A 14,978-nucleotide genomic window follows, 5' to 3' on the forward strand; every position below is an offset into this window, starting at 1 on the left:
GTGGCCTGCCCGTCACATCAAACGCTTACGCTCGCTGGAAGGCGCGATCCCAAGGGACTCGCGGTACTTGGCGACGGTTCGACGGGCGACCTGAATGCCTTGTGCCTCCAGTAAACCAGCGATCTTGCTGTCACTCAACGGCTTTTTCTGATTTTCCGCGGCAACCAGTTTTTTGATGATTGCGCGGATCGCCGTGGACGAGCATTCGCCGCCTTCGGAGGTGCTGACATGGCTGGAGAAAAAGTATTTCAGCTCATATATACCCCGTGGGGTATGCATGAATTTTTGCGTCGTTACCCGGGAAATCGTCGATTCGTGCATGCCCACCGCTTCTGCGATGTCGTGCAGGACCAGCGGTTTCATCGCTTCGTCGCCGTACTCAAGGAAGCCGCGCTGGTGCTCGACGATTTGCGTGGCCACTTTCATCAGGGTTTCGTTGCGGCTTTGCAGGCTCTTGATGAACCAGCGCGCTTCCTGCAACTGGTTGCGCATGAAGGTGTTGTCGGCGCTGGTGTCGGCGCGACGCACGAAACCGGCATATTGCGGGTTGACCCGCAGGCGCGGCACCGATTCCTGGTTCAGCTCCACCAGCCAGCGTTCGTTGTCTTTGCGCACGATCACATCGGGGACGACGTATTCGGCTTCGCTGGACTCGATCTGCGAGCCCGGGCGCGGGTTGAGGCTCTGCACCAGCTCGATGATGTGGCGCAGGTCGTCTTCCTTGAGCTTCATGCGGCGCATCAGCTGGCTGTAGTCGCGGCTGCCCAGCAGGTCGATGTAGTCGGTGACCAGGCGTTGGGCTTCAACGAGCCAAGGGGTCTTGGCGGGCAGCTGGCGCAATTGCAGCAGCAGGCACTCGCTGAGGTTGCGCGCGCCAATGCCGGCGGGCTCGAACTGCTGGATGCGGTGCAGGACGGCTTCGATCTCGTCCAGTTCGATGTCCAGTTCCGGGTCGAAGGCTTCAAGAATCTCTTCGAGGGTCTCGTCCAGATAACCCTGGTTGTTGATGCAGTCGATCAGGGTCACAGCGATCAGGCGATCGGTGTCGGACATCGGCGCCAGGTTCAATTGCCACAGCAAGTGGCTCTGCAGGCTCTCGCCGGCGGAGGTGCGGGTGGTGAAATCCCACTCGTCGTCATCATTGCTGGGCAGGCTGCTGGCGCTGGTCTGGTAGACGTCTTCCCAGGCGGTGTCCACGGGAAGTTCGTTGGGAATACGTTCGTTCCATTCGCCTTCCTCCAGGTTGTCCACCGTAGGGGCGGTTTCCTGGTAAGAGGGTTCCTGCACGTCGGAATTGGGTTTTTGCTCGATGTTGTCGGCCAGCGGGTCTGCATTATCGAAGTCGTCGCCTTCTTCCTGGCGTTCGAGCATCGGATTGGACTCCAGGGCTTCCTGGATTTCCTGTTGCAGGTCCAGTGTCGACAATTGGAGCAGGCGGATGGCCTGTTGCAGCTGCGGTGTCATCGTCAGCTGCTGGCCCATTCTCAGGACTAGCGATGGTTTCATGGCAGGGGCTTAACACCTTATTCGCCGGCGCAATGCGCCATCCACGACAGGGCGCGTGAGCGCCAAACATAAGCAAATTATATGCCTGATATCGGGGGCTTTGCCTAGAGCGCGGTAACAATAAAAATCCGGAGGTTTTCATTGACTCCCGCGCACCTTGGCGAACGGCCTGCCACCGCCTTTTTTTCCAGGCAGGCTTACAGGCGGAACTCGTGGCCCAGATACACTTCCTTGACCAGTTCGTTGGCCAGGATCGTGGCCGAATCGCCTTCGGCAATCAGTTGCCCATCGTTGACGATATACGCAGTTTCGCAGATATCGAGGGTCTCGCGGACGTTGTGGTCGGTGATCAGTACACCGATGCCCTTGGCCTTGAGGTGATGGATGATCTGCTTGATGTCGCCGACCGAGATCGGGTCGACACCGGCAAACGGTTCGTCCAGCAGGATGAACTTCGGTGCAGTGGCCAGGGCGCGGGCAATCTCCACGCGGCGGCGTTCACCACCGGACAAGCTCATGCCGAGGTTGTCGCGAATGTGGTTGATGTGGAATTCCTGCAGCAGGCTTTCCAGCTCCTTGCGGCGGCCGTCGCGGTCGAGTTCCTTGCGGGTCTCGAGGATCGCCATGATGTTATCGGCAACCGACAGTTTGCGGAAGATCGACGCTTCCTGGGGAAGATAGCCGATACCGGCGCGCGCACGGCCGTGCATCGGCTGGTGGCTGACGTCGAGGTCGTCGATCAGGATGCGACCTTGGTCCGCCTGGACCAGGCCGACGATCATATAGAAACAGGTGGTCTTGCCGGCACCGTTGGGGCCAAGCAGGCCGACGATCTGGCCGCTGTCGATCGACAGGCTGACGTCGCGCACGACCTGACGGCCTTTATAGGCCTTGGCCAGATGCTGGGCTTTCAGGGTTGCCATTACTCGGCCTTCTTCTTCGGCTGGATAACCATGTCGATACGTGGACGCGGTGCGGTGACCTTGGTGCCGTTGGCGCGACCGGCGTTGGCAACTTGCTTCACGGTGTCATAGGTGATTTTTTCACCTTCCGTGGAGTTGCCGTCGGGGCTGAGTACCTTGGCCTGGTCGATCAGCACGATGCGATTTTGCTGGGCGTGATACTGGATGGTTTTGCCGTAGCCCTTCATCGGGGCGGTGTCGGTGGCAGCCTGCTTCTGTTCGAAGTAGGCCAGGTTGCCCACCGAGGTCACGACGTCAATGTCGCCAGCAGGGGTGCGAGTCAGTGTCACCGTGTTGCCGGTGATCTTCATCGAGCCTTGGGTAATGATCACACCGCCGGTGTAGGTCGCGACGCCTTGCTTGTCATCGAGCTGTGCATCGTCGGCCGAAATGTGGATCGGTTGCTGGCTATCGTTCGGCAGAGCCCAGGCGCTCACGCTTCCCAGTGCTGCGCCCAGACTGAGCAAAATAGGGAGGGTTTTAACGAGCCTCATACTGTCCTCTTACGTTCGATAGCAGGTGTATCCTGCTTTCTTTCAAATACGCTTTCATTCCCTTGCCAGTCGATACACCGCCAGCGCCGTCGATTCTAACGTCTTGCTCGGTCTGCGCATATTGCTTCTGTGGGAATACGGTCATGCGACTGCTGGTGATGATGGTGTCGCGGTTCTGTGCGTCGGTCCGTGCGACGCGTACCGAGTCGATCAGTTCCACTTCGGTGCCGTCCGGGTTGACTTCGCCATGCTTGCTGGTGACGTGCCAGGGGAATTCGGTGCCGCGATACAGATTCAAATCGGGGTTGGTCAGCAGGGTCACTTCGGACGCTTTCAGGTGCTCGACCTTGTCCGAGTTCATTTCATACTGCACCTTGCCATCGGGCAGGAACTGCACGCTGTAGGCATTGGTGGCGTAATAGTCGATAGCGCCTTGGTCAACCTGCGCCACAGGCTGGTCGAGAAAGCGCTCCGGGCTGATATTCCAGTAGCCAACCGCCAGGAGCAGCGCGGCGATGACCCCGAATAGCAGGAAGTTGCGAATCTTTTTGCTCAGCATAAAACGCTCTATAGGTAGGCGGCGTGGGCCGCTTCAAGGCTGCCCTGGGCACGCAGGATCAACTCGCAGAACTCGCGGGCGGCGCCTTCGCCGCCACGGGCCGTGGTGATGCCGTGGGCATGCTCGCGAACAAATGCCGCCGCATTGGCGACAGCCATGCCCAGGCCCACCCGGCGGATCACCGGCAGGTCGGGCAGGTCGTCGCCCAGGTAGGCAACCTGCTCATAGCTTAGGTTCAGTTGGCCAAGAAGCTCGTCCAGAACGACTAGTTTATCCTCCCTGCCTTGATACAGGTGAGGAATCCCCAGGTTTTGTGCGCGGCGTTCCACAACCGGGGTTTTCCGACCGCTGATAATCGCGGTTTGCACGCCCGCCGCCATGAGCATCTTGATGCCCTGGCCGTCGAGGGTGTTGAACGACTTGAATTCGCTGCCGTCCTCGAGGAAGTACAGGCGGCCATCGGTCAGCACGCCGTCAACGTCGAAAATCGCCAATTTGATGTGCTTGCCGCGTTGCAACAGGTCGCTGGTCATTTACATCACTCCCGCACGCAGCAAGTCGTGCATGTTCAGGGCGCCGATCGGGCGGTCATTGCCATCGACCACCACCAGCGCGCCGATCTTATGGTCTTCCATGATCTTCAGGGCTTCGGCCGCCAGCATTTCTGCGCGTGCGGTCTTGCCGTGGGGAGTCATCACCGCATCAATGGTGGCGGTGTGGATATCGATAGTGCGGTCCAGGGTGCGGCGCAGGTCACCGTCGGTGAATACGCCGGCCAGGCGTCCGTCGGCTTCCAGGATCACGGTCATGCCCAGGCCCTTGCGGGTCATCTCCATGAGTGCGTCCTTCAGCAGGGTGCCGCGCTGTACGTGGGGCAGTTCATCGCCGGAATGCATGACGTTTTCCACTTTCAGCAGCAGGCGTCGGCCCAGTGCGCCGCCCGGATGGGAAAACGCGAAGTCTTCCGCCGTAAACCCACGTGCTTCCAGCAGCGCCACGGCCAGGGCATCGCCCATGACCAGCGCGGCGGTGGTGGAAGAGGTTGGCGCCAGGTTCAGCGGGCAGGCCTCAGCGGTCACATGAACATTCAGGTTCACTTCGGCGGCCTTGGCCAGCGTCGACTCCGGGTTGCCGGTGATGCTGATCATCTGGATGCCCAGGCGTTTGATCAACGGCAGCAAGGTCACGATTTCGTTGGTGGTGCCGGAGTTGGACAGTGCGAGGATGATGTCATCCTTGGTGATCATGCCCATGTCGCCGTGGCTGGCTTCGGCCGGGTGGACGAAAAACGCCGTGGTCCCGGTGCTTGCCAGGGTGGCGGCGATCTTGTTGCCGACGTGACCGGACTTGCCCATGCCGACCACGACAACGCGGCCTTTGCTGGCCAGAATCATCTCGCAGGCGCGTACGAAATCCACGTCGATATGGGCCAGCAAGCCTTCTACGGCTTCAAGCTCGAGGCGGATGGTGCGTTGTGCGGATTGGATAAGATCGCTGGATTGGCTCATGTCTGAAATCGTATAGCCTGACGAAAAGTCGGCGATTATAGCGGTAATGATCAATTCCCTCACGCAAGTTCGTCAGCCTTTAGTCGTCAGGCGCTTCAGATTCATTCCTCGGTAACATAGTCGGCAACTATTTTTCCCTGTCTCCAATCTGAACAAGCGCTGTTCCGGCCTTGGGGGCTCCGCACCAGCAGTGATATAGTTCGCCGCCAGTTCGGTCCGCCCAGCCCATGTGGCTAACTGTTGTTGCGCAACCGTTGCAAACGTTTGTCGCCAACGTGGTGTCTGAGTGAGAGGCTGCATCCCAAGGAGTTTAGATGAGTGCCGATAACGCCTACGCGGTCGAGCTGAAGGGCCTTACCTTCAAGCGCGGGACGCGCAGCATCTTCAATAACGTCGATATTCGCATTCCCCGCGGTAAGGTCACGGGCATCATGGGGCCTTCCGGTTGCGGCAAGACCACCCTGTTGCGCTTGATGGGCATGCAATTGCGCCCCAGTGCCGGCGAAGTGTGGGTCAACGGCCAGAACCTGCCGACGTTGTCGCGCAGCGATCTGTTCGATGCGCGCAAGCACATGGGGGTGCTGTTCCAGAGCGGTGCGTTGTTCACCGACCTCGATGTGTTCGAGAACGTAGCGTTTCCGCTGCGGGTACACACCCAACTGTCCGACGAGATGATTCGTGACATTGTGTTGCTGAAGCTGCAGGCCGTGGGCCTTCGCGGCGCCATCGACCTGATGCCGGATGAACTGTCCGGCGGCATGAAGCGTCGTGTCGCCCTGGCGCGTGCCATTGCCCTCGATCCGCAGATTCTCATGTATGACGAACCCTTCGTGGGCCAGGACCCGATCGCCATGGGCGTGTTGGTGCGCCTGATCCGCCTGCTCAACGATGCGTTGGGGATCACCAGTATCGTGGTCTCCCACGACCTGGCCGAAACCGCGAGCATCGCCGACTACCTCTATGTAGTCGGTGATGGCCAGGTGCTGGGGCAGGGTACGCCGGAAGAACTGATGAACGCTGACAACCCGCGCATTCGCCAATTCATGACCGGCGATCCCGATGGCCCGGTGCCTTTTCATTTTCCGGCAGCGGACTACCGCTCAGATCTTCTGGGGAAGCGCTGATGCGCAAGACATCTCTTATCGAAAAGGTGCGCCTTTTCGGGCGTTCCGGCATCGACATCATCGAAGTGCTCGGCCGTTCGACGATATTCCTGTTCCACGCCTTGCTCGGCCGTGGCGGCATTGGCGGCAGCTTCGGCCTGCTGATCAAGCAACTGCACTCCGTTGGTGTGATGTCCCTGGTGATCATCGTGGTTTCCGGGGTTTTCATCGGCATGGTGCTGGCGTTGCAGGGCTTCAATATCCTGTCCAGCTACGGCTCGGAGCAGGCGGTGGGGCAGATGGTCGCCCTGACGCTGTTGCGTGAGCTCGGCCCGGTCGTCACGGCCCTGTTGTTCGCCGGGCGCGCCGGTTCTGCGCTGACCGCCGAAATCGGCAACATGAAGTCCACCGAGCAGTTGTCCAGCCTCGAGATGATCGGCGTGGACCCGCTCAAGTACATTGTTGCCCCGCGCCTGTGGGCCGGCTTCATTTCCCTGCCGCTGCTGGCGATGATCTTCAGCGTGGTGGGTATCTGGGGCGGTTCGTGGGTGGCGGTGGACTGGCTGGGGGTCTATGAAGGCTCCTACTGGTCCAACATGCAAAACAGCGTGAACTTCAGCGGCGATGTGTTCAATGGCATCATTAAGAGCATTGTCTTCGCCTTTGTCGTGACCTGGATCGCCGTATTCCAAGGCTATGACTGTGAGCCCACTTCAGAAGGGATCAGTCGCGCCACCACCAAGACCGTTGTGTACGCCTCGCTGGCGGTACTGGGCCTTGACTTTATTTTGACCGCCTTGATGTTTGGAGATTTCTGATGCAAAACCGCACTGTGGAAATCGGTGTCGGCCTTTTCTTGCTGGCTGGCATCCTGGCTTTACTGTTGCTGGCCCTGCGAGTCAGCGGCCTTTCGGCCAGCCCCACCGCCGATACCTATAAACTTTACGCGTACTTCGACAATATCGCGGGTTTGACTGTCAGAGCTAAAGTGACCATGGCCGGTGTAACCATCGGCAAGGTCACGGCGATCGATCTGGACCGCGACAGCTTCACCGGGCGTGTGACGATGCAACTGGACAAGAAGGTCGATAATCTGCCGACTGACTCCACGGCATCGATCCTCACCGCAGGTTTGCTGGGCGAGAAATACATCGGTATCAGCGTAGGCGGGGAAACCGCTCTGCTCAAGGATGGTTCGACCATCCACGACACACAGTCGTCGCTGGTGCTTGAGGACCTGATCGGTAAATTCCTGCTCAATACGGTCAATAAAGACGCTAAATGAGGAATCTGTTCATGATCTCTACCTTGCGACGTGGTCTGCTGGTACTGCTTGCAGCACTGCCGTTGATGGCCAACGCGGCAGGTTCTGCGCACGAACTGGTGCAGGACACGACCAGCAGAATGCTGGCTGACCTGAAGGCCAATAAAGAACAGTACAAGCAAGACCCTACCAAGTTCTACGACTCGCTCAACACCATTGTCGGCCCGGTCGTGGATGCCGAAGGCATTTCGCGCAGCATCATGACGGTGAAGTATTCGCGCAAGGCGACGCCTGCGCAGATGCAGACATTCCAGGAAAACTTCAAGAAGGGCCTGTTTCAGTTCTACGGCAACGCCCTGCTCGAGTACAACAACCAGGGGATCACTGTCGACCCTGCCAAGGATGAGTCGGGCGATCGCACCAGCGTCGGCATGACCGTCAAGGGCAGCAACGGCGCCATCTATCCAGTGCAATACACTCTGGAGAAGGTCAGCGGTGAGTGGAAGCTGCGTAACGTGATCATCAACGGCATCAACATCGGCAAACTGTTCCGTGATCAGTTCGCCGACGCGATGCAGCGCAATGGCAACGACCTCGACAAGACCATCAATGGTTGGGCCGGTGAAGTGGCCAAGGCCAAGGAAGAGACCGATAAAGCCGCCGGGAAGCCCGCGCAATGACCGAGGCGGCTGTTCGTATCGGCGATGCCGGCGAGTTGTTCCTCAGCGGCGTGCTGGATTACCGCACCGGGCCCGACCTGCGCAAGCAGGGGCAGGCGCTGATCCAGGCGAGCACCGCACCGTCGCTGGTGCTCGATTGCTCGGCGGTGACCAAGTCCAGCAGCGTCGGCTTGTCGTTGCTGCTGTGCTTCATGCGCGACGCCGAGGCGGCCAAAAAGCCGGTGAGCATTCGTGCGTTGCCCGACGACATGCGTGAAATTGCCGACGTTTCCGGTCTGACCGAGCTGTTGGCGCATCCTTAATACACATATTCAAGAAAGCCCCCCGTCAGAGTCCTGCTATGCGGGGTTCGCAGGCGCGGGGCTTTTTTGTATGATGTGCGACCCGCGCGCACTGGGCGCCGATAGAGGTTGAGCATGCAGGCCCTAGAAGTTAAGAGCTTCCTTGAAGGAAAGCTGCCGGAAACGAACGTAGAAGTTGAAGGCGAAGGCTGCAACTTCCAGCTGAATGTGATTAGCGATGAACTGGCGGCATTGAGCCCGGTCAAGCGTCAACAGCAGGTCTATGCCCATTTGAACCCGTGGATCACCGATGGCAGCATCCATGCGGTCACTATGAAATTTTTCAGCCGCGCGGCCTGGGCCGAGCGCACCTGAGCCCCCAAGGCGTCGAGATTCTTATGGATAAATTGATTATTACCGGTGGTGCCCGCCTTGATGGCGAGATCCGCATTTCCGGTGCGAAAAACTCCGCCTTGCCGATCCTGGCAGCGACCTTGCTGTGTGATGGCCCTGTGACCGTGGCCAACCTGCCGCACCTGCACGACATCACCACCATGATCGAACTGTTCGGTCGCATGGGCATTGAGCCGGTGATCGACGAAAAACTGTCGGTTGAAATCGACCCGCGCACCATCAAGACCTTGATCGCCCCGTATGAGCTGGTGAAAACCATGCGTGCGTCGATCCTGGTGCTCGGCCCGATGGTTGCCCGTTTCGGCGAAGCCGAAGTGGCCTTGCCTGGCGGTTGCGCGATCGGTTCGCGTCCGGTCGACCTGCACATCCGTGGCCTTGAAGCCATGGGCGCCACCATCGACGTCGAAGGCGGCTACATCAAGGCCAAGGCGCCGGAAGGCGGCCTGCGTGGCGCCAACTTCTTCTTTGATACCGTCAGCGTGACCGGTACCGAGAACATCATGATGGCCGCTGCCCTGGCCAACGGCCGCAGCGTCTTGCAAAACGCCGCGCGCGAGCCGGAAGTGGTCGACCTGGCCAACTTCCTGATCGCCATGGGCGCCAATATCAGCGGCGCCGGCACCGACACCATCACCGTCGAAGGTGTAAAACGCCTGCATTCGGCCACCTACAAGGTGATGCCGGACCGCATCGAGACCGGGACCTACCTGGTTGCCGCCGCCGTCACCGGTGGCCGCGTCAAGGTCAAGGACACTGATCCGACGATCCTTGAGTCCGTGCTGGAAAAACTCAAGGAAGCCGGCGCTGAAATCACCACCGGTGAAGATTGGATCGAGCTGAACATGCACGGCAAGCGGCCAAAAGCCGTCAACGTGCGGACCGCTCCGTACCCGGCGTTCCCGACCGACATGCAAGCGCAGTTCATCTCCCTGAACGCGATTGCCGAAGGCACCGGCGCTGTGATCGAGACCATCTTCGAAAACCGCTTCATGCACGTGTACGAACTGCACCGCATGGGCGCGAAGATCCAGGTCGAAGGCAACACGGCCATCGTGACCGGCATCGACAAGCTCAAGGGCGCGCCCGTCATGGCCACCGACCTGCGGGCTTCGGCCAGCCTGGTGATCTCCGCGCTGTGCGCAGAGGGCGACACCCTGATCGACCGCATCTACCACATTGACCGTGGCTACGAGTGCATCGAAGAAAAACTGCAGATGCTCGGCGCGAAGATCCGCCGCGTACCGGGCTAGTCCCCGCTGCACGGGCGCAGGGATGCGCCCGCCCGGGGTGTGCAATTGCGTATTCCGGCTGAATGTGTTTCAAATCGAGGCTGTAATGGCCTCGATCTGTGTCTGGCGCCGTTTGCGACCAGACCGCAATAGCCTGATGAAGGACTGACGTTTCCCATGTTGACCATCGCACTGTCCAAGGGCCGCATCCTTGACGACACTTTGCCGCTTCTGGCTGAAGCGGGCATCGTGCCGACCGAGAATCCGGACAAGAGCCGCAAGCTGATCATCCCTACGACCCAGGACGACGTTCGCCTGCTGATCGTGCGGGCTACCGATGTGCCGACCTATGTTGAACACGGTGCCGCCGACCTGGGTGTCGCCGGTAAAGACGTATTGATGGAATACGGCGGCCAGGGCCTGTACGAGCCGTTGGACCTGCGTATTGCCCTGTGCAAGCTGATGACCGCCGGCCGTGTCGGTGATGTCGAGCCTAAAGGTCGCCTGCGGGTGGCCACCAAGTTCGTCAATATCGCCAAGCGTTACTACGCCGAGCAAGGCCGTCAGGTCGATATCATCAAGCTGTACGGCTCGATGGAGCTGGCGCCGCTGATTGGCCTGGCCGACAAGATCATCGACGTGGTCGACACCGGCAACACCCTGCGCGCCAACGGCCTGGAGCCCCAGGATTTCATTGCTGACATCAGCTCCCGGCTGATCGTCAACAAGGCATCGATGAAGATGCAGCACGCGCGTATCCAGGCGTTGATCGACACCCTGCGCAACGCAGTGGAGTCTCGACACCGCGGTTGACTCACCCGCGTAGCCAAACGGCTGCGCCCGTCTATCCGCCTCATAGCCAGAATTCTCAGGTGCCCAAGCGGAAACGACTGCTGGGAAGGTGCGCTGACGTTCAATAACGAATCGCGCCTTACCCCAAAAGGCAAGTTATGTTAGTAGAAGTTTTTTTTTCAATACCTAGCGACGCGTAGCAGCCTGCCTTTTGAGGCAAGGCTCTACGCGTTGGTACTGTGGCCGCGCCATGCCGCGTTGCGGGACTTGGTAAGGAAGCAAACCCTTACCGGCGTCCCGCGCCTTGCCTGGCACGGCCACAGCACCAACGCGATTCGTTATTGAACGTCAGCGCACCTTCGGGCGCCTGAGTTTTTGCCAATCCTATGAGGCCCTCGCTATGACCACGTCCACTGCAATTGCCCGACTCAACGCTGCCGACCCGGATTTCGCCCATCATCTGGATCATCTGCTGAGTTGGGAAAGCGTGTCCGACGACTCGGTCAACCAGCGGGTGCTCGATATCATCAAGGCCGTGCGCGAGCGCGGTGACGCCGCGCTGGTGGATTTCACCCGCCAGTTCGACGGCCTGGACGTCAAGTCCATGTCGGACCTGATCCTGCCCCGCGAACGCTTGGAGCTGGCCCTGACGCGCATCACCGCGCCGCAGCGCGAAGCCCTGGAACTCGCGGCGGCGCGGGTGCGCAGCTACCACGAAAAACAGAAACAGGATTCCTGGAGCTACACCGAGGCCGACGGCACCGTATTGGGCCAGAAGGTCACGCCGCTGGACCGCGCCGGCCTGTACGTGCCGGGCGGTAAAGCCTCGTACCCGTCGTCGGTATTGATGAACGCGATTCCCGCCAAGGTGGCCGGTGTGACCGAAGTGGTCATGGTGGTGCCGACCCCGCGCGGTGAGATCAACGAGCTGGTCCTCGCGGCCGCCTGCATCGCCGGTGTCGACCGCGTGTTCACCATCGGCGGCGCCCAGGCTGTCGCGGCGTTGGCCTACGGCACCGAAAGCGTGCCGATGGTCGACAAAGTGGTCGGCCCCGGCAACATCTATGTCGCCACCGCCAAGCGCCATGTATTTGGCCAGGTCGGTATCGACATGATCGCCGGTCCTTCGGAAATCCTCGTGGTGTGTGATGGCCAGACCGACCCGGACTGGATCGCCATGGACCTGTTTTCCCAGGCCGAGCACGACGAAGACGCCCAGGCGATTCTGGTCAGCCCAGATGCCGAGTTCCTCGACAAAGTCGCCGCCAGCATCAACAAGCTGCTGCCGACCATGGACCGCGCCGAGATCATCGAGAAGTCGATCAATGGCCGTGGTGCGTTGATCCTGGTGCGCGACATGGAGCAGGCCATCGAAGTGGCCAACCGCATCGCGCCGGAACACCTGGAGTTGTCCGTGGCCGACCCACAGGCCTGGCTGCCGTCGATTCGTCACGCGGGCGCGATCTTCATGGGCCGTCACACCAGCGAAGCCCTGGGCGACTACTGCGCGGGCCCCAACCACGTGTTGCCGACCTCCGGCACCGCGCGCTTCTCGTCGCCGCTGGGGGTGTACGACTTCCAGAAACGTTCGTCGATCATCTTCTGCTCGCCACAAGGCGCTTCCGAGTTGGGCAAGACCGCCTCGGTACTGGCCCGTGGCGAATCCTTGAGCGCCCACGCCCGGAGCGCCGAATACCGCATCCTTGAAGACAATAAGGGGAACTGAGACATGAGCAAATTCTGGAGCCCCTTCGTCAAGGAGCTGGTGCCTTACGTACCCGGTGAACAGCCCAAGTTGACCAAGCTGGTCAAGCTCAACACCAACGAAAACCCCTACGGCCCGTCGCCCAAGGCGCTGGCGGCCATGCAGGTCGAGTTGAGCGACAATCTGCGCCTGTACCCGGACCCCAACAGCGACCTGCTCAAGCAGGCCGTGGCCCGCTATTACGGGATCGACGCCGGTAAAGTGTTCCTCGGCAACGGTTCCGACGAAGTCCTGGCACACATCTTCCACGCGCTGTTCCAGCACGACTCGCCGCTGCTGTTCCCGGATATCAGCTACAGCTTCTATCCGGTGTACTGCGGCCTTTACGGCATCAAATTCGACGCGGTGCCGCTGGATGAGCAGTTCCAGATCCGCGCGGCGGACTACGCCAGGCCGAACGGCGGGATCATCTTCCCCAACCCGAACGCGCCGACCGGCTGCGTGCTGGCCCTGGACGCGGTGGAGCAGATCCTCAAGGCCAGCCCGGATTCGGTGGTGGTGGTGGATGAAGCCTACGTCGACTTCGGTGGCGAAACCGCCATCAGCCTGGTGGATCGCTACCCGAACCTGCTGGTCACCCAGACCTTGTCCAAATCGCGCTCACTGGCCGGTTTGCGCGTGGGCCTGGCCGTGGGCCACCCGGACCTGATCGAGGCGCTGGAGCGGGTCAAGAACAGCTTCAACTCCTATCCGCTCGATCGCCTGGCGATTGTCGGCGCAGCGGCGGCGTTCGACGACCGCGAGTACTTCGAGAAGACATGTCGGTGGGTGATCGACAGCCGCAACAAGGTCGTCGCGCAATTGGAAGGCAAGGGCTTTGAAGTGTTGCCATCGGCTGCGAACTTCATCTTCGCCCGCCACCCACGGCACGACGCCGCCGGCCTGGCGGCCAAGTTGCGTGAGCAAGGCGTGATCGTGCGGCACTTCAAGCAGGCGCGGATTGATCAGTTCCTGCGGATCAGCATCGGTACGGCGGAGCAGAACCAGGCGCTGATCGATGGCCTAGGCGAGCTCTAAGTCACACTGAAGATCTAACAATGTGGGAGGGGGCTTGCCCCCGATAGCGGCAGATCAGTCGATTAGATGTCGACTGGCACTCCGTCATCGGGGGCAAGCCCCCTCCCACATTCAGTTTTGCAGTGCTGGTTAGATCAACGGCTCATCCGGCTTCTTGTGCTTCCAGCCATCATTGCCCGGCAGCAGCAGGTTCAAGCCAATCGCTACCACCGCACACAGGGCGATGCCCTTCAGGCCGAAATCGTCCGGACCGGTGCCGGTGCCGATCAGCACACCGCCAATCCCGAACACCAACGTCACCGACACAATCACCAGATTGCGGGCTTCGCCCAGGTCGATCTTGTGGCGGATCAGCGTGTTCATGCCCACAGCGGCGATCGAGCCGAACAGCAGGCACAGAATCCCGCCCATCACCGGCACTGGAATGCTCTGCAGCAGTGCGCCGAACTTGCCGATAAACGCCAGGCTGATGGCAAAGATTGCCGCCCAGGTCATGATCTTCGGGTTGTAGTTCTTGGTCAGCATCACTGCGCCGGTCACTTCGGCGTAGGTGGTGTTCGGCGGGCCGCCAAACAGGCCGGCGGCCGTGGTGGCAATCCCGTCACCCAGCAGGGTGCGGTGCAGGCCGGGCTTCTTCAGGTAGTCGCGACCGGTCACGCTGCCCACCGCAATCACACCGCCGATATGCTCGATCGCCGGGGCCAGGGCCACCGGGACGATAAACAGAATCGCCTGCCAGTTGAATTCCGGCGCGGTGAAGTGAGGCAGGGCGAACCACGGTGCGGCGGCAATTTTGGCCGTATCGACCACGCCGAAGTAGAACGCCATGGCAAAGCCCACCAGCACGCCGGAGATGATCGGCACCAGGCGGAAAATGCCCTTGCCGAACACGGCCACGATCAGGGTGGTCAGCAGCGCCGGCATCGAGATCAGCATCGCCGTCTGGTAATGGATCAGCTCGGCGCCATCGCCGGATTTACCCATCGCCATGTTGGCGGCAATCGGCGCCATGGCCAGGCCGATGGAAATGATCACCGGCCCGATCACCACCGGCGGCAGCAGCCGGTCGATGAAACCGGTGCCCTTGATCTTCACCGCCAACCCCATGAAGGTATAAACGAAACCGGCCGCCATCACCCCGCCCATGGTCGCCGCCAGGCCGAACTGGCCCTTGGCGAGAATGATCGGGGTGATAAAGGCAAAGCTCGACGCCAGAAACACCGGCACCTGCCGCCCGGTCACCAGCTGGAACAGCAGCGTGCCCAGGCCGGCGGTGAACAAGGCGACGTTTGGATCAAGACCTGTGATCAGCGGCATCAACACCAACGCGCCAAATGCCACAAAGAGCATTTGTGCGCCAGACAGGATCTGGCGCCAAAGCGGGTCGTTGAATTCATCCTGCAT

The 14,978-nt window shown here is 60.4% G+C and carries 17 protein-coding genes; 10 read left to right on the forward strand and 7 right to left on the reverse strand.

The window, feature by feature from the left end:
- Positions 1-12: 12 nt before the first annotated feature.
- The 6 genes from ACP7E3_RS08645 to ACP7E3_RS08670 all read right to left on the reverse strand — a co-directional run bounded on the left by ACP7E3_RS08645 (position 13) and on the right by ACP7E3_RS08670 (position 5,029).
- On the reverse strand, positions 13-1,506 hold the full coding sequence (locus tag ACP7E3_RS08645; RefSeq protein ID WP_026139902.1) for an RNA polymerase factor sigma-54: 1,494 nt from the start codon (positions 1,504-1,506) through the stop codon (positions 13-15).
- Between the two features lie 197 nt (positions 1,507-1,703).
- Positions 1,704-2,429, reverse strand: a complete 726-nt coding sequence (gene lptB, locus ACP7E3_RS08650) for an LPS export ABC transporter ATP-binding protein (RefSeq protein ID WP_017845981.1) — start codon at positions 2,427-2,429, stop codon at positions 1,704-1,706.
- A complete protein-coding gene (lptA, locus tag ACP7E3_RS08655) occupies positions 2,429-2,962 on the reverse strand; it encodes a lipopolysaccharide transport periplasmic protein LptA (RefSeq protein ID WP_046384676.1) in 534 nt (177 codons plus the stop codon). Before lptA ends, lptB begins: the two co-directional genes overlap by 1 nt.
- Complete coding sequence (lptC, locus tag ACP7E3_RS08660) at positions 2,949-3,521, reverse strand: LPS export ABC transporter periplasmic protein LptC (RefSeq protein WP_126587539.1); 573 nt, start codon at positions 3,519-3,521, stop codon at positions 2,949-2,951. The genes lptA and lptC overlap by 14 nt, the downstream gene beginning before the upstream one ends.
- Before the next feature lie 8 nt (positions 3,522-3,529).
- Positions 3,530-4,054, reverse strand: a complete 525-nt coding sequence (locus ACP7E3_RS08665) for a KdsC family phosphatase (protein WP_017845978.1) — start codon at positions 4,052-4,054, stop codon at positions 3,530-3,532.
- Positions 4,055-5,029, reverse strand: coding sequence for a KpsF/GutQ family sugar-phosphate isomerase (locus tag ACP7E3_RS08670; RefSeq protein WP_017845977.1), 975 nt, complete (start codon positions 5,027-5,029; stop codon positions 4,055-4,057). It lies immediately after the preceding gene.
- 314 nt (positions 5,030-5,343) lie between these two features.
- Here ACP7E3_RS08670 and ACP7E3_RS08675 point away from each other — a divergent pair, with 314 nt between their 5' ends.
- From ACP7E3_RS08675 to hisC, 10 genes are all read left to right on the forward strand, one after another.
- On the forward strand, positions 5,344-6,153 hold the full coding sequence (locus tag ACP7E3_RS08675) for an ATP-binding cassette domain-containing protein (RefSeq protein ID WP_003171811.1): 810 nt from the start codon (positions 5,344-5,346) through the stop codon (positions 6,151-6,153).
- Positions 6,153-6,950 carry a lipid asymmetry maintenance ABC transporter permease subunit MlaE gene (mlaE, locus tag ACP7E3_RS08680; protein ID WP_017845976.1) on the forward strand — a complete coding sequence of 266 codons (798 nt, stop codon included), beginning with the start codon at positions 6,153-6,155 and terminating at the stop codon, positions 6,948-6,950. Before ACP7E3_RS08675 ends, mlaE begins: the two co-directional genes overlap by 1 nt.
- Positions 6,950-7,417, forward strand: a complete 468-nt coding sequence (mlaD, locus tag ACP7E3_RS08685; RefSeq protein WP_017845975.1) for an outer membrane lipid asymmetry maintenance protein MlaD — start codon at positions 6,950-6,952, stop codon at positions 7,415-7,417. Before mlaE ends, mlaD begins: the two co-directional genes overlap by 1 nt.
- An 11-nt stretch (positions 7,418-7,428) precedes the next feature.
- The gene (locus tag ACP7E3_RS08690) at positions 7,429-8,076 is read left to right on the forward strand and encodes an MlaC/ttg2D family ABC transporter substrate-binding protein (RefSeq protein ID WP_046384674.1); all 648 of its coding nucleotides are present in this window, start codon (positions 7,429-7,431) and stop codon (positions 8,074-8,076) included.
- On the forward strand, positions 8,073-8,378 hold the full coding sequence (locus ACP7E3_RS08695; RefSeq protein WP_017845973.1) for an STAS domain-containing protein: 306 nt from the start codon (positions 8,073-8,075) through the stop codon (positions 8,376-8,378). Before ACP7E3_RS08690 ends, ACP7E3_RS08695 begins: the two co-directional genes overlap by 4 nt.
- 114 nt (positions 8,379-8,492) lie before the next feature.
- Positions 8,493-8,732 (forward strand): BolA family protein, encoded by a 240-nt coding sequence (locus ACP7E3_RS08700; RefSeq protein WP_017845972.1) that lies wholly within the window; start codon positions 8,493-8,495, stop codon positions 8,730-8,732.
- 23 nt (positions 8,733-8,755) lie between these two features.
- Positions 8,756-10,021 (forward strand): UDP-N-acetylglucosamine 1-carboxyvinyltransferase, encoded by a 1,266-nt coding sequence (gene murA / locus ACP7E3_RS08705; protein WP_017845971.1) that lies wholly within the window; start codon positions 8,756-8,758, stop codon positions 10,019-10,021.
- A 156-nt stretch (positions 10,022-10,177) separates the two neighbouring features.
- A complete protein-coding gene (gene hisG / locus ACP7E3_RS08710) occupies positions 10,178-10,813 on the forward strand; it encodes an ATP phosphoribosyltransferase (protein ID WP_017845970.1) in 636 nt (211 codons plus the stop codon).
- Between the two features lie 379 nt (positions 10,814-11,192).
- Positions 11,193-12,518: a histidinol dehydrogenase gene (hisD, locus tag ACP7E3_RS08715; RefSeq protein WP_017845969.1), complete on the forward strand. Its 1,326-nt coding sequence runs from the start codon at positions 11,193-11,195 to the stop codon at positions 12,516-12,518.
- A 3-nt stretch (positions 12,519-12,521) separates the two neighbouring features.
- On the forward strand, positions 12,522-13,574 hold the full coding sequence (gene hisC, locus ACP7E3_RS08720; protein ID WP_057004259.1) for a histidinol-phosphate transaminase: 1,053 nt from the start codon (positions 12,522-12,524) through the stop codon (positions 13,572-13,574).
- Positions 13,575-13,703: 129 nt separating this feature from the next.
- Here hisC and ACP7E3_RS08725 read toward each other — a convergent pair whose 3' ends face one another.
- Positions 13,704-14,978, reverse strand: a complete 1,275-nt coding sequence (locus tag ACP7E3_RS08725; RefSeq protein ID WP_017845967.1) for a uracil-xanthine permease family protein — start codon at positions 14,976-14,978, stop codon at positions 13,704-13,706.

Source organism: Pseudomonas sp. PSPC2-3 (assembly GCF_049898265.1).
Lineage (GTDB): Bacteria > Pseudomonadota > Gammaproteobacteria > Pseudomonadales > Pseudomonadaceae > Aquipseudomonas > Aquipseudomonas veronii.